The sequence below is a fragment of the Achromobacter sp. 1L-A-4-B-C2 genome (assembly GCF_057291955.1).
Genome location: NZ_JBXAWP010000003.1, coordinates 598628 through 624090, shown reverse-complemented (window position 1 = coordinate 624090; position 25463 = coordinate 598628). Strand labels below are relative to the sequence as shown.

Annotated in this window: 21 protein-coding genes and 1 pseudogene; 17 read left to right on the top strand and 5 right to left on the bottom strand. The window is 63.0% G+C overall.

Going from position 1 to position 25463, the window contains the following annotated elements; genetic code table 11:
* Positions 1-54 precede the first annotated feature (54 nt).
* From AC0Z35_RS16320 to AC0Z35_RS16310, 3 genes and pseudogenes are all read right to left on the bottom strand, one after another.
* A pseudogene (locus AC0Z35_RS16320) lies at positions 55-424 on the bottom strand (NAD(P)-binding domain-containing protein); the annotation flags it as partial.
* Positions 421-864 (bottom strand): PaaI family thioesterase, encoded by a 444-nt coding sequence (locus AC0Z35_RS16315; RefSeq protein ID WP_104142960.1) that lies wholly within the window; start codon positions 862-864, stop codon positions 421-423. The gene AC0Z35_RS16315 and the pseudogene AC0Z35_RS16320, both read right to left, overlap by 4 nt.
* Entirely contained in the window at positions 861-1493 is a 633-nt protein-coding gene (locus tag AC0Z35_RS16310; RefSeq protein WP_046802536.1) for a TetR/AcrR family transcriptional regulator, read from the bottom strand. Before AC0Z35_RS16310 ends, AC0Z35_RS16315 begins: the two co-directional genes overlap by 4 nt.
* Before the next feature lie 473 nt (positions 1494-1966).
* On the opposite strand from AC0Z35_RS16310, the gene AC0Z35_RS16305 reads away from it, so the two are divergent.
* The 17 genes from AC0Z35_RS16305 (at position 1967) to AC0Z35_RS16225 (ending at position 20966) form a co-directional block, all read left to right on the top strand.
* Entirely contained in the window at positions 1967-3082 is a 1116-nt protein-coding gene (locus AC0Z35_RS16305) for a porin (protein ID WP_104142964.1), read from the top strand.
* 298 nt (positions 3083-3380) lie between these two features.
* Positions 3381-3740 carry an NADH-quinone oxidoreductase subunit A gene (locus AC0Z35_RS16300; RefSeq protein ID WP_006217959.1) on the top strand — a complete coding sequence of 120 codons (360 nt, stop codon included), beginning with the start codon at positions 3381-3383 and terminating at the stop codon, positions 3738-3740.
* A 43-nt stretch (positions 3741-3783) separates the two neighbouring features.
* The gene (locus AC0Z35_RS16295) at positions 3784-4260 is read left to right on the top strand and encodes a NuoB/complex I 20 kDa subunit family protein (protein ID WP_006217960.1); all 477 of its coding nucleotides are present in this window, start codon (positions 3784-3786) and stop codon (positions 4258-4260) included.
* A gap of 75 nt (positions 4261-4335) precedes the next feature.
* The gene (locus tag AC0Z35_RS16290) at positions 4336-4962 is read left to right on the top strand and encodes an NADH-quinone oxidoreductase subunit C (protein WP_046802538.1); all 627 of its coding nucleotides are present in this window, start codon (positions 4336-4338) and stop codon (positions 4960-4962) included.
* 3 nt (positions 4963-4965) lie between these two features.
* Positions 4966-6222 carry an NADH-quinone oxidoreductase subunit D gene (locus tag AC0Z35_RS16285; RefSeq protein WP_046802539.1) on the top strand — a complete coding sequence of 419 codons (1257 nt, stop codon included), beginning with the start codon at positions 4966-4968 and terminating at the stop codon, positions 6220-6222.
* A 47-nt stretch (positions 6223-6269) separates the two neighbouring features.
* The gene (nuoE, locus tag AC0Z35_RS16280) at positions 6270-6764 is read left to right on the top strand and encodes an NADH-quinone oxidoreductase subunit NuoE (RefSeq protein ID WP_006217963.1); all 495 of its coding nucleotides are present in this window, start codon (positions 6270-6272) and stop codon (positions 6762-6764) included.
* Positions 6761-8128, top strand: a complete 1368-nt coding sequence (nuoF, locus tag AC0Z35_RS16275; protein WP_046802540.1) for an NADH-quinone oxidoreductase subunit NuoF — start codon at positions 6761-6763, stop codon at positions 8126-8128. Before nuoE ends, nuoF begins: the two co-directional genes overlap by 4 nt.
* Positions 8129-8143: 15 nt before the next feature.
* Positions 8144-10471, top strand: coding sequence for an NADH-quinone oxidoreductase subunit NuoG (nuoG, locus tag AC0Z35_RS16270; protein ID WP_485132311.1), 2328 nt, complete (start codon positions 8144-8146; stop codon positions 10469-10471).
* The gene (gene nuoH / locus AC0Z35_RS16265; RefSeq protein WP_046802542.1) at positions 10471-11544 is read left to right on the top strand and encodes an NADH-quinone oxidoreductase subunit NuoH; all 1074 of its coding nucleotides are present in this window, start codon (positions 10471-10473) and stop codon (positions 11542-11544) included. The genes nuoG and nuoH overlap by 1 nt, the downstream gene beginning before the upstream one ends.
* Positions 11545-11565: 21 nt before the next feature.
* Entirely contained in the window at positions 11566-12054 is a 489-nt protein-coding gene (nuoI, locus tag AC0Z35_RS16260; RefSeq protein ID WP_006217967.1) for an NADH-quinone oxidoreductase subunit NuoI, read from the top strand.
* Positions 12055-12071: 17 nt separating this feature from the next.
* Positions 12072-12728: an NADH-quinone oxidoreductase subunit J gene (locus tag AC0Z35_RS16255; RefSeq protein ID WP_120154225.1), complete on the top strand. Its 657-nt coding sequence runs from the start codon at positions 12072-12074 to the stop codon at positions 12726-12728.
* Entirely contained in the window at positions 12725-13033 is a 309-nt protein-coding gene (gene nuoK / locus AC0Z35_RS16250; RefSeq protein ID WP_006217969.1) for an NADH-quinone oxidoreductase subunit NuoK, read from the top strand. Before AC0Z35_RS16255 ends, nuoK begins: the two co-directional genes overlap by 4 nt.
* A gap of 17 nt (positions 13034-13050) precedes the next feature.
* On the top strand, positions 13051-15093 hold the full coding sequence (gene nuoL / locus AC0Z35_RS16245) for an NADH-quinone oxidoreductase subunit L (RefSeq protein WP_485132312.1): 2043 nt from the start codon (positions 13051-13053) through the stop codon (positions 15091-15093).
* On the top strand, positions 15090-16592 hold the full coding sequence (locus tag AC0Z35_RS16240) for an NADH-quinone oxidoreductase subunit M (protein ID WP_046802545.1): 1503 nt from the start codon (positions 15090-15092) through the stop codon (positions 16590-16592). The genes nuoL and AC0Z35_RS16240 overlap by 4 nt, the downstream gene beginning before the upstream one ends.
* A 9-nt stretch (positions 16593-16601) precedes the next feature.
* Positions 16602-18086: an NADH-quinone oxidoreductase subunit NuoN gene (gene nuoN / locus AC0Z35_RS16235; RefSeq protein WP_046802546.1), complete on the top strand. Its 1485-nt coding sequence runs from the start codon at positions 16602-16604 to the stop codon at positions 18084-18086.
* A 13-nt stretch (positions 18087-18099) separates the two neighbouring features.
* Positions 18100-18429 (top strand): DUF2818 family protein, encoded by a 330-nt coding sequence (locus tag AC0Z35_RS16230; RefSeq protein WP_046802547.1) that lies wholly within the window; start codon positions 18100-18102, stop codon positions 18427-18429.
* A gap of 260 nt (positions 18430-18689) precedes the next feature.
* Positions 18690-20966, top strand: coding sequence for a TonB-dependent receptor (locus AC0Z35_RS16225; RefSeq protein WP_219991855.1), 2277 nt, complete (start codon positions 18690-18692; stop codon positions 20964-20966).
* A gap of 112 nt (positions 20967-21078) precedes the next feature.
* Here the strand turns inward: AC0Z35_RS16225 and serB are convergent, their stop codons facing one another.
* Both serB and mfd read right to left on the bottom strand, forming a co-directional pair.
* Positions 21079-21936 carry a phosphoserine phosphatase SerB gene (gene serB, locus AC0Z35_RS16220; RefSeq protein ID WP_104142974.1) on the bottom strand — a complete coding sequence of 286 codons (858 nt, stop codon included), beginning with the start codon at positions 21934-21936 and terminating at the stop codon, positions 21079-21081.
* A 24-nt stretch (positions 21937-21960) separates the two neighbouring features.
* Positions 21961-25443: a transcription-repair coupling factor gene (gene mfd, locus AC0Z35_RS16215; protein WP_485132313.1), complete on the bottom strand. Its 3483-nt coding sequence runs from the start codon at positions 25441-25443 to the stop codon at positions 21961-21963.
* Positions 25444-25463 lie beyond the last annotated feature (20 nt).

Sequence of the window (25463 nt, the reverse complement as noted above, 5' to 3'; positions counted from 1 at the left end):
CAATACCGCCAGCAATACCGCCCGCCATGCTGCCGGCATCGTCGATGACCAACCCCGGGATGCTGGTATAGCGGCCGCCGGCCAGGGCGACCGCGCGATCCAACCGGTGCGCGCGTTCCGGCGGGGGCGGCGCCAGGTCTACGATCAGCTTGCCCCGGATCGGCGCGGTCACCGCGCCATCACTGAAGCGTTCCAGCGTGCGGTCAATCTCCCGTTCGCGCGGCAGGGCCAGCACAATCGTGTCCGATTCCGCCAAGGCTTCGCGCGCGGAAGTGGCCAGCGTCGCCGAGCCGCGAAAAGGTTCGCAGCGTTCCGGGTCCAGGTCGTACACGGTCAGCGCGATGTCGGGCTCGGCCTCCAGCAAGCGCCGGGCGGCCAGGGTGCCGGTGTCGCCCATGCCCACGATGCTGATACGCAGGTTCATGGCTTGGGCACGGACCACGTGCTGACGATATGGGCCACGGGTTCGGCCGAGCCTTCGCCGGTCAGGATGACTTCGCCGGCGGACAATCTGCCCACCTTCAGCAGCCGTGCATCGGCATGAATGGCGCCGGCGGGGCTTTTGCGCAGGAAATTGATGGTCAGGCTTGCCGTGACCGCGTGCGTCTGGCCCGTGGCGCCGACCACGGCGGCGTACATGGCCAGATCGGCCAGCCCCATCAGCATAGGCCCGGCCACGATGCCGCCCAGCCGCTGGTGCGCCTCGCGGGCCGGCAGCACGGCGCGGGCGGTGCCCCGCCCGATGCGCACGACGTCTATGCCCAACAGCAGCGAAAAGGGATGCTGGTCGGCCAGCAGGATGTGAAAGTCGGCCAGGCTGATCAGCGGCGCGTCGGCGTCCGTGGCGGGTAGGGCGGCGGTCATCGTTGCTCCAGGGCAAGGCAATAGTGGTCCAGCAGGGCGTCGGCCTGCTGGCCCAGGGATTTCAGGCGATGCGTGTGCTGCAACAGCAGCAGTCCCATCAGATAGGTGAACACGTTCATCTGTTCGACCGCCACGGTGGCAGGGTCCCAGGACTTGGTACGCGCCAGCGCGGCGCCGATATGGTCCACGCATTGGCGCAGCCGGGCGTTGAGCTTTTCGTCCATGTCCCTGCCTAGGCCGCGCGGCCCCAGCCCCTGGAACAGGTACAGGCCCAGCGAAAAATCCGTCGGCCGCTGGGCGTAGTACTCGAAAAAGGCGTGAATGGTCTTGCGCGCCGCCCCGGAAGCGGGCCAGGCCGCCGCGTCAGCCAGATGTTCGTGCAGGCCCAGCAGCGACTCGTCCAGCAGTTCGCCATAAAGCGCTTCCTTGCCGGCAAACCAGGGGTAGATCGCGCCGGTGGTGCAGCCGGCTTCCTTCGCAATTGCCCGGATCGTGGTCTTTTCCAGGCCGTCGCGCGCGAAGACGCGCTGCGCGGCATCCAGGACCATCTGTCGCCGCAGCGCGTTCAGGCGCTCGTTGCGCTCGTTGCGTTCATTGCGTTCGGGATGATCGGAAGGGGAAACGGGCATGGGCAGAAGAAAAAAAGCGGGAAAGGGTGGGGGAGACGGTGGGGGGACAATATCGACGATTTTTAGTAATAACAATGTTATTGGAATTGAACGTGCCAGCGGTCGATACGACGCCCGTTCATTGGGGGAAAACCGATATCCGTGTACAAAGCCGATGCAGCGGGATGCGAAAGGTGCCTGAAAGACCGCCGGGAAAACGCCCCGAATAATTAGGGGCAGGGCTGAAAGTCGCATGGATACGTGCTTACCCGTTTGGGCTCGGGTTAGCCCTAACACCACTGGAGCGACATCCTCGCGATGTTGCAAGATCCCAACAGGGGTGTCGCAAACCTGCACTTTTCTGATGCCGACCATAGCCAGTCCCCTCGATTTTTGATGCAATAGCGTCAACTTCCCTTCGCGGAGTTAGGGGGGCGGCAGGCTGGTTTGCTGGATTGCTGCTCTTGTCACTCAAATCAACGGAGATTTCTTAAATGAAAAAGACTCTGCTCGCTGCCGCCCTGCTCGCCGGTTTTGCCGGTGTCGCCCAGGCAGAAACGTCTGTCACCCTGTACGGCATCATCGACACGGGCCTCGGCTACAACAAGATCAGCGGCGCCCCGAACGATGCGGCGAACGGCAGCCGTTTCGGCATGATCAACGGCGTCCAGAACGGTTCGCGCTGGGGTCTGCGTGGTTCGGAAGACCTGGGTGACGGCCTGCGCGCTGTTTTCCAACTGGAATCGGGTTTCAACTCCGGTAACGGCAACTCCGCTCAAGGCGGCCGCCTGTTCGGTCGTCAAGCCACCGTCGGTCTGGCCAGCGACAGCTGGGGTCAACTGGACTTCGGTCGCCAAACCAACATCGCGTCGAAGTACTTCGGCTCGATCGACCCGTTCGGCGCTGGCTTCGGTCAAGCTAACATCGGCGTGGCTCTGAGCGCCGCCAACACGAACCGCTACGACAACATGGTCATGTATCAGACCCCGTCGTTCAGCGGCTTCCAGTTCGGCGTCGGCTACTCGTTCAACGTGAACGACACCAACGCTTCGCAAACCGGCTTCAAGACCGCCGACAACACCCGCGCCATCACGACCGGTCTGCGCTACGTCAACGGCCCCCTGAACGTCGCCCTGACGTACGACCAACTGAACGCCTCGAACAAGCTGTCGTCGGCTTCGGTTGACGCCACCCCGCGTCAGTACGCCATCGGCGGTTCGTACGACTTCGAAGTTGTGAAGCTGGCTCTGGCCTACGCTCGCACGACCGACGGCTGGTTCGCTGGTCAAGGCGTCGACACCAACATCGGCAGCGTGAACTTCGGTGCTAACGCTTTCGCTGACGGCTTCAAGGCCAACTCGTACATGGTCGGCCTGTCCGCCCCGATCGGCGGCGCAAGCAGCCTGTTCGGTTCGTGGCAAATGGTTGATCCCAGCAACACCAAGTTGACCGGCGGCGATGAGTCGACCCAAGTCTACTCGCTGGGCTACACCTACGACCTGTCCAAGCGCACCAACCTGTACGCCTACGGTTCGTACGCCAAGAACTACGCCTTCATCGACGATCTGAAGTCGACCGCCGTCGGCGTGGGCGTCCGTCACCGCTTCTAATCCAATGCAGGGCGCAAGCCCTGTCTGGATATAAAGCGCAAGCGAACGAACGGGCTGCGGCTCGTTCGTATAAAGCCACCCTTCGGGGTGGCTTTTTTTTCGTGCTTTGTTCTGATTTTTTATGACGCTCGGGAGCTTGTCAGCTGAGTCCTGTATGCTTGCGCTTCTGGTCAGAAAACTGCGATTGTTCCATTTGAGGAATGCAGTCTTTCACCCCTTGTTCAAGCTACAGAGTTCAGCCGGAAGTAACCACGCGAATGCTACAATCCTAAGGTTTGCGCATTTGACGGACGCCTGAATGAACCTGCAACAGTATTTTCCCGTCCTGCTGTTTATCGTAGTGGCCACCCTTATCGGGTTCGCGCTTCTAACGGCCGGCTCCCTCCTTGGCCCGCGGCGTCCCTACGCTGAGAAGCTGTCGCCCTATGAGTGCGGCTTCGAAGCGTTCGAAGACGCCCGCATGAAGTTTGACGTGCGCTACTACCTGGTGGCGATTTTGTTCATTCTTTTCGACCTGGAAATCGCGTTCCTGTTCCCGTGGGCCATCGCCCAAGGCACAGTCGGACTCGTCGGTTTCTGGACGGTCATGGTTTTCCTAGCCGTGTTGACCGTCGGCTTCATCTACGAATGGAAAAAGGGCGCGCTGGACTGGGAATAAACCCCCACGGGTTTTTCTTCACCGCACGCTATCAGAGACGAATATGGCTATAGACGGCATTCTCAAGCAAGGGTTCATCACAACCAGCGCCGACAAGTTCCTTAATTGGGCGAAGACCGGCTCCATGTGGCCCATGACCTTCGGTCTGGCCTGTTGCGCGGTTGAGATGATGCACGCGGGCGCAGCCCGTTATGACCTGGACCAGTTCGGCATCATCTTCCGTCCCAGTCCGCGTCAGTCCGATCTGATGATCGTTGCTGGCACGCTGTGCAACAAGATGGCGCCGGCGCTGCGCAAGGTTTACGACCAGATGCCCGAGCCGCGTTGGGTCGTGTCCATGGGCTCCTGTGCCAATGGCGGCGGCTACTACCACTACTCGTATTCGGTGGTTCGTGGCTGCGACCGCATCGTACCGGTAGACGTCTACGTGCCGGGCTGCCCGCCCACGGCCGAGGCGCTGGTCTACGGCTTGCTGCAAATGCAGAACAAGATCCGCCTGACCAACACGATTGCGCGCTGATCTCTCGCCCCGTCCGCGGCAGTCCTTGCCGCCGGCCCTGCGATACCAGCGTATCGGTTCACCTAAGCGTACAAGATGATGACCAGGCTCGAAACCCTGAAAAACAATTTGCAGACCACCCTCGGCGCCGATATTGCGCTGACCGAGGCGTTGGGCGAGCTCACGCTCGAAGTGCCCGCGCAGCAATGGTTCTCGGTCTGCAACAAGCTGCGCACCGAAGCCGGCCTGCGCTTTGAAACCTGTATCGACCTCTGTGGCGTCGACTACCTGACCTGGGGCAACGGCACGCGCCAGCTGCCCGAGGAACCCAGCGCCAAGGTGCACCGCGCGCGTTTCGCCGTGGTGATCCACCTGCTGTCGATCGAACACAATTGGCGCCTGCGTGTACGTACCTGGGCCGCCGATGACGAATTCCCGATCGTGGCGTCGCTGATGGAATGCTGGCCGGCCGTGGGCTGGTTCGAGCGCGAAGCGTTCGACCTGTACGGCATCGTCTTCGAAGGTCACCCCGACCTGCGCCGCATCCTGACCGACTACGGCTTCATCGGCCATCCGTTCCGCAAGGACTTCCCGCTGTCGGGTACCGTCGAAATGCGTTACGACCCCGAACAACGTCGCGTCATTTACCAGCCGGTCACGATCGATCCGCGCGAGATCACTCCGCGCGTGGTCCGCGAAGACTCCTACGGCTTGGGGCGTTAAATCATGGCAGAAATCAAGAACTACACGCTTAACTTCGGTCCTCAGCATCCGGCCGCGCACGGTGTGTTGCGCCTGGTGCTTGAGCTGGACGGCGAAGTCATCCAGCGCGCCGACCCGCACATCGGCCTGCTGCATCGCGCCACTGAAAAGCTGGCCGAGCACAAGACCTACATCCAGGCGCTGCCCTACATGGACCGCCTGGACTACGTGTCCATGATGTGCAACGAGCACGCCTACGTCATGGCCATCGAAAAGCTGCTGGGCGTTGAAGCCCCGCTGCGCGCGCAGTACATCCGTGTGATGTTCGACGAAATCACCCGTCTGCTGAACCACCTGATGTCGCTGGGTTCGCACGCGCTGGACGTGGGCGCGATGGCGGTGTTCCTGTACGCCTTCCGTGAACGCGAAGACCTGATGGACTGCTACGAAGCGGTCTCGGGCGCGCGCATGCACGCGGCCTACTATCGTCCGGGCGGCGTCTACCGCGATTTGCCGGACACGATGCCGCAGTACGGCGACACCAGCAAATACCGTGGCGACAAAGAAATGCGCATCATGAATGACGCGCGTTCGGGCTCGCTGCTGGACTTCATCGAAGACTTCACCAACCGCTTCCCGGGCTGCGTCGACGAGTACGAAACGCTGCTGACGGACAACCGTATCTGGAAGCAGCGCCTGGTGGGCATCGGCGTGGTCGACCCTGACCGTGCCAAGGCGCTGGGCTTTACCGGCCCGATGCTGCGCGGCTCCGGCGTCGCCTGGGACTTGCGCAAGACGCAGCCCTACGAAGTCTACGATCTGCTCGATTTCGACATCCCCGTGGGTGTCAACGGCGACTGCTACGACCGCTATCTGGTCCGCATCGCTGAAATGCGTGAAAGTAACCGCATCATCCGCCAGTGCGTGGAGTGGCTGCGCAACAACCCGGGCCCGGTCATGATCGAGAATCACAAGATCGCCCCGCCCAAGCGCACCGCCATGAAGACCAACATGGAAGAGCTGATTCACCACTTCAAGCTCTTCACCGAAGGTTTCCACGTGCCCCCGGGCGAGGCGTATGCCTCGGTGGAGCATCCCAAGGGCGAGTTCGGCATCTATCTGGTGTCGGACGGCGCCAACAAGCCTTACCGCCTGAAGATTCGGGCCCCCGGCTTTGTCCACCTGCAATCGTTGGATGAAATGTCGCGCGGTCACATGATCGCCGACGCCGTCACCATCATTGGTACGCAGGACATCGTTTTCGGCGAGATCGATCGCTGATCCGCCCAGACAGTCACGAGCACGCCCGCATAACCCGGATTCAAACTATGCTGCTTTCCGAACAGGCCTACCAGAAAATCGACCGAGAACTCGCGAAGTTCCCGGCCGACCAGCGGCAGTCCGCCATCATGGCCTCGCTTGCCATCGCGCAAGAAGAGAAGGGCTGGTTGGCTACCGAAACCATTGAAGATGTGGCCAATTACATTGGCGTCCCGCCCATTGCGGTGCAGGAAGTCGCCACGTTCTACAACATGTTCGACGTCAAGCCCGTCGGCAAGAACAAGATCGCCGTCTGCACGAACCTGCCCTGTGCCTTGCGCGATGGCGACCGTGCCGGCGAATACCTCAAGCGCAAGCTGGGTGTCGACTACCGTCAAACCACCGCCGACGGCCAGTTCACGCTGGTTGAAGGCGAATGCATGGGCGCTTGCGGCGATTCCCCCGTGCTGATCGTGAACAACAAGCATATGTGCGTGCGCATGACCGACGAGAAGCTGGACGCGCTGGTCGCGGCCCTCAAGGTCCAAGGAGAGTCGGCATGAACGCGCCCGACCTGTACAAGCAGTTCGCGCAAGGGCTCGATCCCAACCCGCTGAACGACCTGTCCAATTCGATGTGCCTGCATGGCCGGCACATCAAGCCGCAGATCATGGCCGACGTCGACGGCGCCAACTGGCGCCTCGAAGACTACGTCAAGCGCGGCGGCTACGAAGCCCTGAAGAAGATCCTGACCACCGGCATGAAGCCGGAGGACGTGATCGCCGAAGTCAAGGCATCGGGCTTGCGCGGCCGTGGCGGCGCGGGTTTCCCGACCGGCCTGAAGTGGAGCTTCATGCCGCGTGCGTTCCCCGGCCAGAAGTACCTGGTCTGCAACTCGGACGAAGGCGAGCCCGGCACGTTCAAGGACCGCGACATCCTGCGCTTCAATCCGCACATCGTGATTGAAGGCATGGCGATCGCGGCCTACGCCATGGGCATCAGCGTCGGCTACAACTACATCCACGGCGAAATCTTCGAAGTGTACGAACGCTTTGAAGAAGCGCTGGAAGAGGCGCGCGCCGCCGGCTTCCTGGGCGACAAGATTCTGGGTTCGGACTACAGCTTCCAGCTGCATGCGTTCCACGGTTACGGCGCCTACATCTGTGGCGAAGAAACCGCGCTGCTGGAATCGCTGGAAGGCAAGAAGGGCCAACCGCGCTTCAAGCCGCCGTTCCCGGCCAGCTTCGGCCTGTACGGCAAGCCCACCACGATCAACAACACGGAAACGTTCGCGGCCGTGCCGTGGATCATCCGTAACAGCGGCCAGGCCTACCTGGAAGTTGGCAAGCCGAACAACGGCGGCACCAAGCTGTTCTCGATCACCGGCGATGTCGAACGCCCCGGCAACTACGAGATCCCGCTGGGCACCCCGTTCTCGACGCTGCTTGAACTGGCGGGCGGCATGCGCGGCGGCAAGAAACTGAAGGCGGTGATCCCTGGCGGGTCCAGCGCCCCGGTGCTGCCGGCCGACATCATCATGGAATGCACGATGGACTATGACTCCATCGCCAAGGCCGGCTCGATGCTCGGTTCTGGCGCGGTGATCGTCATGGACGAAACGCGTTGCATGGTGAAGTCGCTGCTGCGTCTGTCGTACTTCTATTTCGAGGAAAGCTGCGGCCAGTGCACGCCGTGCCGCGAAGGCACCGGCTGGCTCTACCGCATGGTGCATCGCATCGAAAACGGTCACGGCCGTCCGGAAGATCTGGACTTGCTGGACAACGTGGCAGGCAACATCATGGGCCGCACCATCTGCGCCCTGGGTGACGCCGCCGCCATGCCCGTCCGTGGCTTCCTCAAGCATTTTCGCGACGAATTCGCGCACCACATCGAGCATAAGTCTTGTGTGGTCCCGCAATATCTGTAGGTCTCAGGAACAGCAATGGTTGAACTAACCGTCGACGGCAATCAGGTCGAAGTGCCCGAAGGCAGCATGGTCATGCATGCCGCTCAGAAAGTCGGGCTTTACGTGCCGCATTTCTGCTACCACAAGAAACTGTCCATCGCGGCCAACTGCCGGATGTGCCTGGTTGAAGTGGAAAAAGCGCCCAAGGCGCTGCCCGCCTGCGCCACGCCCGTGACCAACGGCATGGTCGTCCACACCTGCTCTGAAAAGGCTCGCGCCGCTCAGAAGTCGGTGATGGAATTCTTGCTCATCAATCACCCCCTCGACTGCCCGATCTGCGATCAGGGCGGCGAATGCCAATTGCAGGATCTGGCCGTGGGCTACGGTGGCTCTTCCTCGCGGTACCAAGAGGAAAAGCGCGTCGTGTTCCACAAGGACCTGGGTCCGCTGGTTTCCGCCGAGGAAATGACCCGCTGCATCCACTGCACCCGCTGCGTGCGCTTCGGCCAGGAAATTGCCGGCGTCATGGAATTGGGCATGCTGGGCCGTGGCGAACACTCCGAGATCACGACGTTCGTCGGCCGCTCGATCGAGTCCGAGCTCTCGGGCAACATGATCGACATCTGTCCGGTGGGCGCGCTGACCTCCAAGCCTTTCCGCTACAGCGCGCGTACCTGGGAATTGGCCCGCCGCCGTTCGGTCAGCCCGCACGACAGCCTGGGCGCCAACCTGGTGGTTCAGGTCAAGGGCGACCGCGTCATGCGCGTGGTTCCTTTCGAAGACGACGCCGTCAACGAATGCTGGATCAGCGACCGCGACCGCTTCTCGTACGAAGGCCTGAACAGCGACGACCGCCTGACCGCCCCGATGATCAAGGGCACCGACGGCAAGTGGCAGGAAGCCTCGTGGGCCGACGCGCTGCAAGCCGTGGCGCAAGGCCTGTCGCGCGTTCGCGACAGCTTCGGCGCCGGCCAGATCGGTGCCTTGGCTTCCGAATACGCCACCACGGAAGAATATGCGTTGCTGGGCCGCCTGGTCCGCGCGCTGGGTTCCGAGAACATCGACTTCCGCCTGCGCCAGACCGACCCGGCCTTTGACGCCGCGTTGACCGGCGCACCGTGGCTGGGCATGCCCATCGCTGAACTCGACAACCTGGACCGCGTCCTGGTCGTCGGCTCGTTCCTGCGCAAGGACCACCCGCTGATGGCGCAACGCCTGCGCCAGGCCGCCAAGCGCGGCACGCAAATCCTGATGGTCGACAGCGCCGCTGACGATCCCCTGCTGCCCGTCGCCGCCCGCATCACCGTGGCGCCGTCCGAGCTGCCGCGCGCGCTGGCCGAAGTGGCCGTTGCCCTGGCGCAAGCCAAGGAACAAGGCGTGCCGGCCGAATTCGCCTCGGTCACCCCGGGCGAAAACGCCAAGCTCATCGCCGCCAGCCTGGCTTCCGGCGCCAACACCGCCGTGCTGCTGGGCAACATGGCCGTGGCCAGTGCGCAAGCGACGACGCTGGCCGCCAACGGCCGCGCCGTGGCGAACCTGGCCGGCGGCAAGTTCGGCTTCCTAACCTCTGGCGGCAACACCGTCGGCGGTTACCTGGCCGGCGCTGTTCCGGGCAAGGGCGGCAAGACCGCCGCCGCCATGCTGGCCGAGCCGCTCAAGGCCTACATCGTGTTGCACGCCGAACCGCTGCTGGACGCCGATAACGGCCAGCAAGCCATCGCCGCGCTGCGCGGCGCGCAGTTCGCCGTGGCCTTGACGCCGTACCGTTCGGCAGCCGCCGAATGGGCCGACGTCATGTTGCCGGTGTCGCCGTTCACCGAAACGTCGGGGACCTTCGTCAACGCGCAAGGCCTGGCCCAAAGCTTCAAGGGCACGGTTGCACCGATGGGCCAGACGCGTCCGGGCTGGAAGGTCCTGCGCGTGCTGGGCAACGTGCTGCATCTGGCCGGCTTTGACGATGAAACGTCGGAATCGGTGCGCGATGCCGCGCTGGCCGGCGGCATCGAAGGCCGTTTGTCCAACGACGTCAAGGCGCCGCTGGGCCTGGGCCAACCGCTGACCGGCCTGGAACGTGTGGCCGATGTGCCGATCTACCGCACCGACGCCATGGTCCGTCGCTCGGAACCGCTGCAAGCGGCCCCCGCATCCCGCAAGCCCGCCGCCGCCATGAACGGCCGTACGCTCGCCAGCCTCGGCCTGACGGCCGGAGTCAAGGTGCGTGTGGCCGGTGCCGAAGGCGCCGTCGAACTCGAAACCGTGCAGGACGATGCCGTGGCCGACCGCGCCGTGCGCATCTCCGCGGCCTTTGAAAACACCGCAGCCCTGGGTGGCGCATTCGGTCAACTCAGCGTGGAGCGTGCCTGATGGAATGGCTTAATGTTCTTGAGAGCCACGGGCAGCAATTGCTGGGCCCGACGGTTTGGATGGTCCTCTGGACCCTCATCAAGATTGTGATCATCGCCGTGCCGATCATTCTGTGCGTTGCGTACCTGACGTACTGGGAACGCAAGATGATTGGCGCCATGCATGTGCGCGTGGGTCCGAACCGTGTCGGGTTCAGGGGGCTGTTGCAGCCGTTTGCCGACGTGTTCAAGCTGCTGACCAAGGAAGTCATCGTCCCCAGCGAAGCCAACAAGGTGCTGTTCGTCGTGGCCCCCGTGGTCACGCTGATGCCCGCGCTGGCTGCCTGGGCCGTGATTCCTTTTGGTCCCGATGTCGTGCTGGCCAACGTCAACGCCGGCCTGCTGTACATCATGGCTATTACGTCGATCGGCGTGTATGGCGTGATCGTGGCGGGCTGGGCATCGAACTCCAAGTACGCGTTCCTGGGCGCGTTGCGCGCTTCGGCACAGATGCTGTCCTACGAACTGGCCATCGGCTTCGTGCTTGTCACGGTGCTGCTGGTGTCGGGCAGCCTGAACATGTCCGAGATCGTCAACGTTCAGAACCGCGGCTGGTTTGCCGACAAGGGCCTGACGTTCATGTCCTGGAACTGGTTGCCGCTGTTGCCGCTGTTCGTGATCTACGTCGTGGCGATCGTGGCTGAAACCAACCGTCACCCGTTCGACGTCGTCGAAGGCGAATCGGAAATCGTGGCCGGCCACATGGTCGAGTACTCGGGTATGGCTTTCGCCCTGTTCTTCCTGGGTGAATACGCCAACATGATCCTGCTGTCCTGCATGGCGTCGATCATGTTCCTGGGCGGCTGGGCTTCCCCGATCGACATCGCGCCGCTGACCTGGATTCCGGGTTGGATCTGGCTGGGTCTGAAGACGTTCGTTGTGGTCTCGTTGTTTGTGTGGTTCCGCGCTTCGTTCCCGCGCTACCGCTATGACCAGATCATGCGTTTGGGTTGGAAAATCTTCATCCCGCTGACCGGCGTTTGGCTGGTCGTGGTGGCGATCTGGATGCAGACGCCCTGGAACATTTGGCGCTAAGCCGCCAGGCAGAGGCAGGATATGGAAGCGATCAAAGATTTCTTCGGCAGCCTGATGCTGACCGAGTTGCTCAAAGGCATGCGCCTGACGGGCAAGTACTTTTTCAAGCGCAAGGTCACCTTGCGTTATCCGCAGGAAAAAACGCCGACGTCGGCGCGATTCCGCGGCCTGCACGCGTTGCGCCGCTACCCCAACGGGGAAGAGCGCTGCATTGCGTGCAAGCTGTGTGAAGCCGTGTGCCCGGCCTTGGCGATCACCATCGAATCGGACCAGCGCGAGGACGGCACCCGCCGCACCACGCGTTACGACATCGATCTGACCAAGTGCATTTTCTGCGGCTTCTGTGAGGAAAGCTGCCCCGTGGACTCGATCGTGGAAACCCATATCCACGAATACCACGGTGAAAAGCGCGGCGACCTGTATTTCACCAAAGACATGCTGCTCGCCGTGGGCGATCGCTACGAAGCCGACATCGCCCGCCGCCGGGCCGACGACGCTCCTTACCGTTGAAGCCCAGGGTCTGATCCATGACTTTTACCACTGTCCTTTTCTACATACTGGCCGCCGTGCTGGTGATCGCGGCGTTCCGCGTGATCACCGCGCGCAGCCCGGTCACCGCCGTACTTCACCTGATCCTGGCATTCTCCAACGCAGCCATGCTGTGGATGCTGCTGGGCGCCGAGTTCCTGGCGTTGCTGCTGGTCCTGGTGTACGTGGGCGCCGTGATGGTGCTCTTCCTGTTCGTCGTGATGATGCTGGACATCCGCATGGACACCATGCGCCAGGGCATGAAGACCTACCTGCCGCTGGGCCTGGTGATCGGTCTGGTGCTGGTGCTGGAAATGTCCTTCGTGCTGGGTTCCACCTGGTACGGTTCGGGTCCGCAAGCCCCGGTTGCGGGCGACTACAACAACGCTCGCGCGCTTGGCGAAGTCATGTACACGCAGTACGTCTACGCCATTGAAGTGGGCGCCGCGCTGCTGCTGGTGGGTATGGTCGCCGCGATTGCGCTGACCCTGCGCCGCCGCCGCGACGTGAAGTACAACGACCCGGTAGCCGCCGTGCGCGTCCGTTCGAAGGACCGCTTCCGCATGGTCAACATGCCCGCCCAAAGCGAGCGTGCCCAGGCCAAGCGTGACGGAACGTCCGCCGCCGCCGCTGCGCCCGAAGGAGAAAAACAATGACGCTGACGCTGGCTCACTATCTGATCCTTGGGGCGATCCTGTTCGCCATCGGGATCTTCGGCATCTTCCTGAACCGCCGCAACCTGATCATTCTCTTGATGTCCATCGAGCTCGTGCTCCTGGCCGTCAACATGAACTTCGTGGCGTTCTCCAGCTGGTTCGGCGATACCGCCGGCCAGGTGTTCGTGTTCTTCATCCTGACCGTGGCCGCCGCTGAAGCGGCGATCGGCCTGGCCATTTTGGTGCTGCTGTTCCGCAACCTGAACACGATCAACGTTGACGAACTCGATCGCCTGAAGGGCTGACGGGGTATTGGAAGAAAATGTCTAGCTCACCCAATCTCTACTTGCTCATCGCGCTGGCACCGCTGGCCGGAGCAATTCTCGCGGGCCTTTTCGGCACCGGCTTCCTGGGCCGTCCCATCGGCCGCCGCGCGTCCCACGTCATCACCATTCTTGGCGTACTTATCTCCGCCATCGGTTCGGTGGTGGTGTTGGGCGACGTGCTCAACGGCCTGCGCTTTGACGGCGCGGTCTACACCTGGAGCCTGATCGGCCAGACCAAGCTGGAAATCGGCTTCCTGATCGATCCGCTGTCGGCCATGATGATGGTCGTGGTCACGTCCGTATCGCTGATGGTGCACATCTACACCATCGGCTACATGGCCGATGACCCCGGCTACCAGCGCTTCTTCTCGTACATCTCGCTGTTCACGTTCTCCATGCTGATGCTGGTGATGTCGAACAACATGGTGCAGCTGTTCTTCGGCTGGGAAGCGGTGGGCCTGGTGTCGTACCTGCTGATCGGTTTCTGGTACACCCGCCCGACGGCTATCTTCGCCAACATGAAGGCATTCCTGATCAACCGCGTCGGCGACTTCGGCTTCGTGCTGGGTATCGGCCTGTTGTTCGCGTACGCCGGCACGATGCACTACGGCGACGTCTTCGCCCAAGCCGACAAGCTGGCCACGATGACCCTGCCGGGTTCCGACTGGATGCTGCTGACGGTCGCGTGTATCTGCCTGTTCATCGGCGCCATGGGCAAATCGGCCCAGGTTCCGCTGCACGCCTGGCTGCCTGACTCGATGGAAGGCCCGACCCCGATCTCCGCGCTGATCCACGCCGCCACCATGGTGACGGCCGGTATCTTCATGGTGGCGCGCTTCTCGCCCCTGTTCGAACTGTCAGACGTGGCGCTGTCGTTCATCATCGTGATCGGCGCCATCGGCGCGCTGTTCCTGGGCATCCTGGGCATCATCCAGACGGACATCAAGCGCGTTGTCGCGTATTCCACGCTGTCGCAGCTGGGCTACATGACCGTCGCGCTGGGCGCCTCGGCCTATTCGGTGGCCATTTTCCACCTGATGACCCACGCGTTCTTCAAGGCACTGCTGTTCCTGGGCGCCGGTTCGGTCATCATCGGCATGCACCACGACCAGGACATCCGCAACATGGGCGGCCTGCGCAAGTACATGCCCATCACCTGGATCACGTTCCTGCTGGGCACGCTGGCCCTGGTCGGCACGCCGTTCTTCTCGGGTTTCTACTCGAAGGAGAACATCATCGAAGCCGCTGGTCACGCCAACGTCTGGGGCGCAAGCTTCGCGTACTACGCCGTGCTGATCGGTGTGTTCGTGACCTCGCTTTACTCGTTCCGCGTGTACTTCCTGGTCTTCCACGGCAAGGAACGCTTTGACACCACCGACCACGGTCACGGCCATGGCCACGACGCGCATGGGCATGACGACCACGGTCACGACGACCATGGCCACGGCCATCATGGCGGCAAGCCGCATGAGTCGCCCTGGGTGGTGACGCTGCCGCTGATCCTGCTGGCGATTCCGTCGGTGCTGGTTGGCGCCTGGGCGGTTGACCCGATGCTGTTCGGCAAGTTCTTCAACGGCGTGATCACGGTGCTGCCGCAGCATCCGGCCATGCACGAACTGCACGAAGAATGGCACGGCTGGGTCGCCTATGGCCTGCATGCCTTCCAGACGCTGCCGTTCTGGCTGGTCGTTGCCGGTTTCGTCATTGCCTGGTACTGCTATCTGATCAATCCCAAGGTTCCGGCCGCGATCAAGTCCAGCCTGTCCGGCGTCAACAAAGTGCTTGAAAACAAGTACTACGTGGATTGGGTCAACGAGCAGATCATCGCTCGCGGCCTGCGCGCCCTGGGCCGTGGCCTGTGGAATACCGGCGACCGCGGCATCATCGACGGCCTGCTGGTCAACGGTAGCGCCCGCGTCGTGGGTTGGGTGGCAGCGGTCAGCCGCCACCTGCAATCCGGCTTCATCTATCACTACGCGTTCGCGATGATCATCGGCATCATGGCGCTGGTGACTTTCTTTGTGCTGATTCCCCAATGATGGCAAGCGAGATGGCATCCAACACTTTCCCCTGGCTCACGCTTGCGATCTTTGTCCCGATCGTATTCGGCCTGCTGGTGCTGGCGGTGGGCCGTGACGACCGTCCCGGTCTGACGCGCGGCCTGTCGCTGGTCGGCGCCTTTGCCGGCTTCCTCGTCACGATTCCGCTCTACACCGGTTTTGACAACACCACGGCCGCCATGCAGTTCGTGGAAAAGGCCTCGTGGATCGAAGCCTTCAACGTCAATTACCACCTGGGCATCGACGGCATTTCGCTGTGGTTCGTCCTCCTGACCGCGTTCATCACCATCATCGTGGTGCTGGCCGGCTGGGAAGTCATCACCAGTCGCGTGTCGCAGTACATGGCCGCCTTCCTGATCCTGTCGGGTCTGATGGTGGGCGTGTTCGCCGCGCTGGACGGCATGCTGTTCTACGTGTTCTTCGAAGCCACACTGATCCCGATGTACATCATCATCGGCGTCTGGGGCGGACCGAACCGCGTGTATGCGGCATTCAAGTTTTTCCTGTACACGTTGATGGGTTCGCTGCTGACCCTGATCGCGTTCATCTACCTGTGGCACGCATCGGGCGGTTCGTTCGACATCCTGACCTGGCACCAGGTCAAGCTTGGCCAGACCCCGCAGATCCTGATCTTCGTGGCGCTGCTGGCGGCGTTCGCGGTGAAGGTGCCGATGTGGCCCGTGCACACGTGGTTGCCGGATGCTCACGTGGAAGCGCCCACGGGCGGCTCCATCGTGCTGGCCGCGATCATGCTGAAGCTGGGTGCCTATGGCTTCCTGCGCTTCTCGCTGCCGATCACGCCCGACGCCTCGCACAGCCTGGCGGGCTTGATGATCACGCTGTCGCTCATCGCGGTGATCTACATCGGCCTGGTCGCGATCATCCAGGAAGACATGAAAAAGCTGGTGGCTTATTCGTCCGTGGCCCACATGGGTTTCGTGACGCTGGGCTTCTTCATCTTCAACACGGCCGGCGTCGAAGGCGCCATCGTGCAGATGATCTCCCACGGCTTCGTGTCGGGCGCCATGTTCATGTGTATCGGCGTGCTCTATGACCGCATGCACTCGCGCCGCATCGCCGATTACGGCGGCGTGGTCAACGTGATGCCGCGCTTCGCGACGTTCTTCATCCTGTTCTCGATGGCCAATAGCGGCCTGCCGGCCACCAGCGGTTTCGTCGGCGAGTTCATGGTGATCATGGGCGCCGTCGAACACAACTTCTGGATCGGCCTGTTGGCGGCTACCGCCCTGATCCTGGGTGCTTCGTATTCGCTGTGGATGGTCAAGCGTGTGGTCCTGGGCGACATCGCCAACGACCACGTCCGCGAGCTGACCGATATCAACCGCCGCGAATTTGTGATTCTTGGCGTGATGGCGATCGCCGTGTTGTACATGGGGATCTATCCCAAGCCCTTTACCGACGTCATGCACGTGTCGGTCGAGGCCCTGCTGCAACACGTTGCCGTCTCGAAACTGTAAGACAAGACAATGATGCAATCCCAAATCGATTTCGCCCTGGCGGCGCCGGAAATCCTTCTGCTGGTTTCCGGCCTGGCTATCCTGCTCGTCGACGCGGTCAGCAATCACCCCGAGCGCAAGCCGACGTTCCTGCTGACCATGCTGGTATTGGGCGTGCTGACCGTTGTGTCGGCCGTGCAATGGAAGAACGGCGTTGCGGGCGCAACCTTCAATGGCCTGTACGTCACCGACGAACTGTCGCACCTGCTGAAAATCGCGTCCTACATCGCCGTGGGCGCCACGCTGGTGTACGGCCGCGTCTATGCGCAAGTGCGTGACATGCTCAAGGGCGGCGAGCTCTACGTCCTGACGTTGTTTGCGCTGCTGGGTCAGATGGTCATGATTTCCTCCGGGAACCTGATTTCCATCTACCTGGGCCTGGAACTGATGTCGCTGGCGCTGTACGCGTTGATCGCGCTGCGTCGCGACGACGTCGTGGCCACCGAAGCCGCCATGAAGTACTTCGTGCTGGGCGCGTTGGCCTCGGGCTTCCTGCTGTACGGCATGTCGATGGTCTACGGCGCCACGGGTCACCTGGACCTGGCCGAAGTGTCCAAGGTCATCGCCGCCGGCAAGGCCGAGAAGATGGCGCTGGTGTTCGGCATCGTGTTCCTGGTGTCGGGCCTGGCCTTCAAGCTGGGCGCCGTGCCGTTCCACATGTGGGTGCCGGACGTCTACCAAGGTTCGCCGACCGCCGTCACGCTGATCCTGGGCGGTGCGCCCAAGCTGGCCGCCTTTGCCATCACGCTGCGCCTGCTGGTGGATGGCCTGCATGGCCTGGCCGCCGACTGGCAGCCGATGCTGATGATCCTGGCGGTGCTGTCGCTGGCTATCGGTAACCTGACCGCCATTGTGCAGACCAACTTCAAGCGCATGCTGGCTTACTCGACCATTTCGCACATGGGCTTCGTGCTCCTGGGCCTGATGTCGGGATCGGTCGCGGGCAAGCCGGAACTGTCGTCCGCCGCCTATGGCGCGTCGCTGTTCTACATGCTGACCTACGTGCTGACCACGCTGGCCAGCTTCGGCATCGTGCTGTTGCTGTCGCGCCAGGGTTTCGAGTGCGAGCACATCGACGACCTGAAGGGCCTGAACCGCCGCAGCCCGTGGCACGCTTTCATCGTGCTGCTGCTGATGTTCTCGCTGGCCGGCATTCCGCCGCTGGTGGGCTTCTACGCCAAGCTGGCCGTGTTGCAAGCGTTGATCAGCGCCGGCCACGTGACGCTGGCCGTGGTGGCCGTGCTGTTCTCGCTGATCGGTGCGTTTTACTACCTGCGTGTCGTCAAGGTGGTGTACTTCGACGAGCCGGTGGCTGATGTTGCCCCGATCGTCGCCACGGTTGGCCAGCGCGGTCTGCTGTCCATCAACGGCGCCATGATGCTGCTGCTGGGCCTGTTGCCTGGTGGTCTGATGGCGCTGTGCGTGCAGGCGATTCGCTCGTCGCTGAGCCTGTAAGCGGAACCCGGCCATGAACCAGACGCTGGCGGTATGGCTGTTGATCGCGCTGGCTTTGGTCAGCGCCAACCTGCCGTTCCTGACCGAACGCGTGTTCGCCGTCTTGCCCTTCAAGCAGGGCGGGGCGGTGACGGTCAAGCCGTTCTGGATGCGACTGGTGGAAGTGCTGGTGTTCTACGCGCTGGTTGGCGCCTTGGGTTTCGCCTTCGAGTCCACGCTGGGCAATCGGTTTGCCCAGACGTGGGAGTTCTACGCGATTACCCTTAGCCTGTATCTGGTGCTGGCCTATCCAGGCTTTGTGTACCGCTATTTGTTCAAGCGTCACCCTCGCTTGCGGGTGTAAAAGCCCCGCCAGTGCCTTGAAAACGCCCTACGGGGCGTTTTTCTTTTGGGTGCTTGAAACTCATCACACTTCGGGCCTCGCGGCTTGGAGAGGCTATGGCGGCGGCGGCGACCGTGTCCCCCTACGGGCCGCCACTGTTGTTTTTTCATCTTTTCGCGCGCCAGTCAGCTTTCATTCAGGTGTCATTCAGCCGCCAGGATCAAAATCGCAACCTGTAAAAAAACAAGAATCGTTGCTATTCACATTCTGGAGAAGCTGGTTTGAAGCCCCAAGATTCGTATTCGCTGAATACGCTCGCTACCTCGCTTGCCGCGGCCATTGCGGCGCCCGCCCTGTTCATCAGCCCGTACGCCGCCGCGCAGTCCGCGGATTCCGGGGTGACGCAGCTTTCGCCGGTTCGGGTGGAGGGCGAAGGGTCTTCGTACCAGACCAGCACGGTGCCGTCGCCCAAAATGACGGCGCCGCTGCTCGACACGCCGCGCACCGTGCAGGTGGTGCCCAAGCAGGTGATCCAGGACCAGGCCGCATCAACGCTGCAAGACGTGCTGCGCAATTCGCCGGGCATCACGTTCGGCGCTGGCGAAGGCGGCCGTCCGGGCGGCGACTTGCCCATTATCCGGGGTCAGAATTCCGCGGGCAGCCTGTTCCTGGACGGCATCCGCGACAGCAGCACGCAGGTGCGCGACACCTTCAACCTGGAGCAGGTGGAAGTCATCAAGGGCCCGGACTCGGTGTATTCGGGCCGGGGCGGCGCGGGCGGCAGCATCAACATGGTCAGCAAGGCGCCCAAGGTGACGGACTTCACCGAAGCCACCGCGCAGATCGGCACCGACAACAACTATCGCGCCACCATCGACAGCAACTGGCGCCTGGCCGATAAGGCCGCGTTCCGCTTGAACGTGATGGGCAACAAGGGCGATGTGGCCGGCCGCGACAATGCCGTGGATTTCGAACGCTGGGGCGTGGCACCGTCCTTGATGCTGGGCGTGGGTACGCCGACGCGCATCACGCTGAGCTACTACCACTATCAAGACGACAGCATGCCGGATTACTCGATCCCGTATGACCCCAAGACGGGGCAGCCGGTGACGGAGACCATGGGCGTCAGCCGCAAGTCGTTCTACGGCCTGACCGGGCGCGACTTCATGAAGACGCGCGACGACGTGGCCACCGTGGACTTCCAGCATGATTTTTCCGACAAGCTGCAACTGCGCAACGTGACCCGCTATGGCCGTGGCACGACGGACTTCGCCGCCACCAACCCGGACGACAGCAAGGGCAATGTGCCCAATGGGCTGGTGTACCGTGCCTTGAAGTCGGGTTACTACGTCACCAAGAGCTTCGCCAATCAGACCGACCTGACGGGTGAATTCGAGACGGGCAGCCTCAAGCATTCGTTCGACCTGGGCTTCGAATACAGCAACATCAAGCAGAACAAAGACGGCTACACCGAGTCGGGCGTGCCCGCCGGCGGCAGCAACTGCGTGACCGCCACCACCAATGGCCGCAACACCTACGCCAACCCGGCGTTGTGCGCGTCGTTGTGGGACCCGGACCCGGGAACCGACTATCCGGGCAAGCTGAACCGCAACAACAACCCCGCCCGCTACAACACCGACACGCTGGCCCTGTACGGCTTCGACACCATCAAGTTCAACGAACAGTGGCAGGCCAGCCTGGGCGCGCGCTGGGATAACTACCGCACCAGCGGCAGCAACATCGCCGCCGGCCGCAACGACCCGGCCGGCACCCCGGACTTCTACAGCACCAGCCGCGACGACAGCCTGTTCAACTATCAGGTCGGCCTGGCGTACAAGCCCGTGCCCAACGGCACCATCTACGCCACCTACGGCACCTCGTCCACGCCATCGGCCATTGCGGCCGGCGCGATCAGCGATGCCACGTCGATCAGCAATTCGTCGCTTGAACCCGAAAAGAGCCGCACCGTCGAAGTGGGCACCAAGTGGCAGGTCTTCGACGACCGGCTGACCTTGTCGGCAGCGGCTTTCCACGACACCCGCAAGAACACCAGCGTGGCCGTGTCGGCCACCGAAGTCGCGCAGGTGGGCGAGGCCAAGGTGCGCGGCATCGAACTGGGCTTCTCGGGCAACATCACGCCCCGATGGAACGTGTTTGGCGGCTATACCTTCATGGACAGCGAAATGACCAAGGGCGCTTACAACAGCGGCGCCGTCGGCCAGGACCTGCCCAACACCCCGCGCAACGCCTTCAGCCTGTGGACCACCTACAAGGTCCTGCCCAAGCTGACGGTGGGCGGCGGCGCCTATTACGTGGACAAGGTCTACGGCAATTCGGATGCCACCCGCAACGCGGACGGCACGCCCAAGGCGCGCTGGGTGCCGTCGTACTGGCGCTTTGACGCCATGGCGGCGTACGAATTCAACGAACACTATTCGGCGCAGCTGAACGTGCTGAACCTGTTCGACGAAACGTACTACACCAAGGCCTACGCGGCGCACTATGCGGCGCTGGGTACGGGGCGCGCGGCGTTGCTGACGCTGAAGATGCGTTACTGATCAGACGCGAAATCAAACGCGAAAATCAGACGCTGGGATGAAAAATAGCCACCTCGGAAGGTGGCTATTTTTTTGCTGCCTGGCGCTATGGCGCGATCAGCTTCTGGCCCGATCAGCTTTCAAACCAGTTCAACACCCCATCCAGCCCCGTGACGTTCAAGGCAAAGCGCGTCTGCTCGCGCACGACCGGCTTGGCGTGATAGGCCACCGGGAAGCCCGCGGCGCCCAGCATCAGCAGGTCGTTCGCGCCATCGCCGATGGCGATGATCTGGTCTTTGGTGGCGCCGTGCGTGCGCGCGAATTCGCGCAGGTAGACAGCCTTGGCCTGGGCGTCCAGGATGTCGCCCAGCACGTGGCCCGTCAGCACGCCGTTGTCGATTTCCAGCGTGTTGGCGTGGGCGCTGTCCAGGTTCAAGCGTTCGCGCAGGCGATCGGTGAAGAAGGTGAAGCCACCCGAAACCAGCAGGACCTTGATGCCCGCGGCTTGCGCGGTGGAAACCAGGCGTTCGGCGCCCGGGTTCAGGCGCAGCTTTTCCACATAGACCTGTTCCAGCGCTGCGGCCGGCACGCCCTTGAGCAGCGCGACGCGGCGGCGCAGGCTTTCCGCGAAGTCCTTGATTTCGCCGCGCATGGCGGCTTCGGTAATTTCCGACACCTTGTCTTTGACGCCCACCACGCCCGCGATCTCGTCGATGCATTCGATGTTGATCAGCGTCGAGTCCATGTCCATCGCCAGCACTTTGCACTGCGACAGTTTCAGCCCGGCGGGCAGGAACGCCGCGTCGACACCGTTGCGGTCGGCCCAGGCCACCACTTCGGCGCGGGTCAGCGCATCGTGCTGCACGTCCAGCAGGCGGGCGGCGGTGTTGCTGATGCGCGCCACGCCCTGGGCCTGGGCCAACGCGGCCAGCTGTTCCGCGTGTTCGACGGTCAGGCCGGGGGATTGGACGACTAAGTGATGGGTGGTCATAAGAAAAAGGAAGGGTCCGGGGAATTACTTCAAGGCACGCAGCACGGCGCGGATGGCGTCTGAGCGGGCGGGGATCTGCGCGGCTTTGATCTCAACGCGCAATTTATCCTGTCCTGCCAGTTTGATGTTGCGTTGGCGCTGCACCAGTTCAATGATGCGCGCGGGGTCAACGCTGGTCTTGGGGCCGAACTGAATCAGTGCCTGCGTCTCGCTGGCGTCGATCTTGACGATGCCCAGCGGTTGCGCCGCCAGACGCAGGCGATGCGTCGTCAGCAGCGTTTGCGCGGCTTCGGGCAGCTTGCCGAAGCGGTCGATCAGTTCTTCCTGGATGTGGATCAGGTCGTCTTCATCGGCCGCGTGGGCCAGGCGCTTGTAGATGCCCAGGCGCGCATGCACGTCGGCGCAATAGTCGGACGGCAGCAGGGCCGGGGCGTGCAGGTTGACTTCGCACGCCAGGTTGAACGGCGCGTCCAGGTCGGGCTCTTCGCCCACGCGCAGCGCGCGCACGGCTTCGTTCAGCATCTCGTTGTACATCGAGAAGCCCACTTCCTGAATGTTGCCCGACTGCGAATCGCCCAGCACTTCGCCGGTGCCGCGGATTTCCAGGTCGTGCATGGCCAGGTCGAAACCGGACCCCAGCTCTTCCATGGCCTGGATGGCCTCCAGGCGCTTCTTCGCATTGGTGGTGATGGCGTCTTCGCCCGGCGTCAGCAGGTAGGCGTACGCCTGGTGGTGCGACCGGCCCACGCGCCCCCGCAGCTGATGCAGCTGCGCCAGCCCGAAGCGGTCGGCGCGGTGGATGACGATGGTGTTGGCGCTGGGCACGTCAATGCCCGTCTCGATGATGGTGGTGCACAGCAGCACGTTGTAGCGCTGCTGGTAGAAGCCCTTCATTACCTGTTCCAGCTCGCGCTCGGGCATCTGCCCGTGCGCGACCGCGATGCGTGCTTCGGGCACCAGTTCTTCCAGCCGGGCGCGCCGGTTGTGGATGGTTTCCACTTCGTTATGCAGGAAGTAGCACTGGCCGCCGCGCTTGAGCTCGCGCAGCAGCGCTTCGCGCAGCGTGCTGCCGTCTTCCCGGCGCACGAACGTCTTGATGGCCAGGCGCTTCTGGGGCGCGGTGGCGATCACGGAGAAGTCCCGGATGCCCTCCAGCGACATGCCCAGCGTGCGCGGAATCGGCGTGGCCGTCAGCGTCAGCACGTCGACTTCGGCTCGCAGCGCCTTCAGCGCTTCTTTCTGCCGGACGCCAAAACGGTGCTCTTCGTCGATGATGACCAGGCCCAGGCGTTTGAACTTCACGTCCTTGGACAGGATCTTGTGCGTGCCTATCACGATGTCGACGCGGCCGTCGTTGATGCCTTCGACGGCGGCCGCCACTTCCTTGCCGGAACGGAAACGCGACAGCTCAACGACGCGCACCGGCCAATCGGCGAAGCGGTCGGAAAACGTCTGCGCGTGCTGTTCGGCCAGCAGCGTGGTCGGGCAGAGCAGGGCGACCTGCTTGCCGTTGGCCACGGCCAGGAAGGCGGCGCGCAAGGCAACTTCCGTTTTGCCGAAACCGACGTCGCCGCACACCAGCCGGTCCATCGGGCGGCCCGAGGTCATGTCGGCAATCACGGCTTCGATGGCGGCGGCCTGGTCAACGGTTTCTTCAAAGCCGAAGCCTTCGGCAAAGGCCTGGTAGTCGTTCAGCGGCAAGTTGAACGCAAAGCCCTCGCGCGCGGCGCGCTGCGCATACAGCGCCAGCAGCTCGGCGGCCGTGTCGCGCACCTGCTTGGCGGCCTTGCGGCGAGCCTTGTCCCACTGGCCCGAACCCAGCTGATGCAGCGGCGCGGCATCGGGATCGGCGCCGCTATAGCGGGCGATCACGTGCAGCTGCGATACGGGCACGTACAGCGTGCTGCCGTTGGCGTATTCAAGATGCAGGAATTCCATCTCGCCTTCGCCCATGTCCATGTTGACCAGCCCGTGATAGCGGCCGATGCCGTGCTGGGCGTGGACGACGGGGTCGCCGGCGCGCAGTTCGGACAGGTCGCGCACCATGGCTTCGACGTTGCTGGCCCGTTCCTGGTCGCGCTTGCCGCGGCGCCCCGTGCCGGCGTGGCCCGGGTACAGGTCGTTTTCGGTCAGGAAGGCCAGATTCGCCTGGGGCAGGCCGAAGCCCGTGGCCAGCGGCGCGGCCACGATGCCGAAGTTGGCGTCGGACGCCAGGAACGCTTCGATGGTGTCGGGCTGCGCATCGGGCGTAACGCCGAACTCGTTCAGCATCTGCACCAGCGTTTCGCGCCGGCCGGCGGAGTCCGCGCACAGCAGCACCCGGGTCTGACGCGTTTGCACCAGGGCACGAAGTTTGGCGATGGGGTCGTCGGAACGGCGCGCCACGCTCACATCGGGCACGGCGCGAAAGTCCGGGTGCGGGTCGCCGGCGGTCAACGACAGGCGGCGGAATTCCTTCAAGCGCGTGTACAGCGTTTCGCTATCCAGGAACAGAGCCGAAGGCGGCAGGACGGGGCGCTCGCGATCGCTCTTCAAGAAGCCGTAGCGGCTAGACGTGTCCTGGTTGAAGCGCTGTATGGCGTCATCGATATCGCCGACGGTGACGGTGACCGTGCCCGTGGTCAGGTAGTCGAACAGCGTGGCGGTTTCTTCGAAGAACAGCGGCAGGTAGTATTCGACGCCGGCGAACGGGATGCCGTTGCCGATGTCCTTGTAGGGCAGGGCGCGCGACGGGTCGCCTTCGAACACTTCCCGGAAGCGCGCGCGAAAGCGGGTCCGCGAATCTTCGTCCATCGGGAATTCGCGCCCGGGCAGCAACTGCACTTCGCGCACGGGGTATAGGCTGCGCTGCGTGTCCACGTCGAAGCTGCGGATGGTTTCGATTTCGTCATCGAACAGGTCCAGCCGGTAGGGCACCACCGACCCCATCGGGAACAGGTCGATCAGCCCGCCGCGCAGGCAGAATTCGCCCGGCGCCGTGACCTGGGTGACGTGGTTGTAGTTGGCCAGCGTCAGTTGCGCGCGCAAGGCGGCTTCGTTCAGCTTGTCTTTCTGCTTGAACGAAAACGTGTAGGCCGCCAGGAACGAGGGCGGCGCCAGCCGATACAGCGCGGTGGTGATCGGCACCGTCAGCACGTCCACCGTTTTCATCATCAGCGAATGCAGGGTATGCAAGCGCTGGGAAATCAAGTCCTGGTGGGGCGAAAACGCGTCGTAGGGCAGGGTTTCCCAGTCGGGCAGCTGGCGCACGCGCAGGTCGGGGGCAAACAGCTGGATCTCTTCGGCCAGCCGCTGGGCCTCTACCGGTTCGGCCGTCAGGATGACCAGCGGCGCCTGTGCCTGCCGGGCCAGGTCTGCCAGCAACCAGGCGTCGCCGGAGCCGGGCGGCCGGGGCTGCGCATAGCGCGCGCCGGGTTTCAGCGCGGACAAAGTAGGGGCGGTCGCGGGGACGGGCGGCGCGGCGGTGACGGGGGAAGTGGCGGTGGGCATCAGGGTGGAAGCAGGCATCAAGCGGAAGATTATAAAAT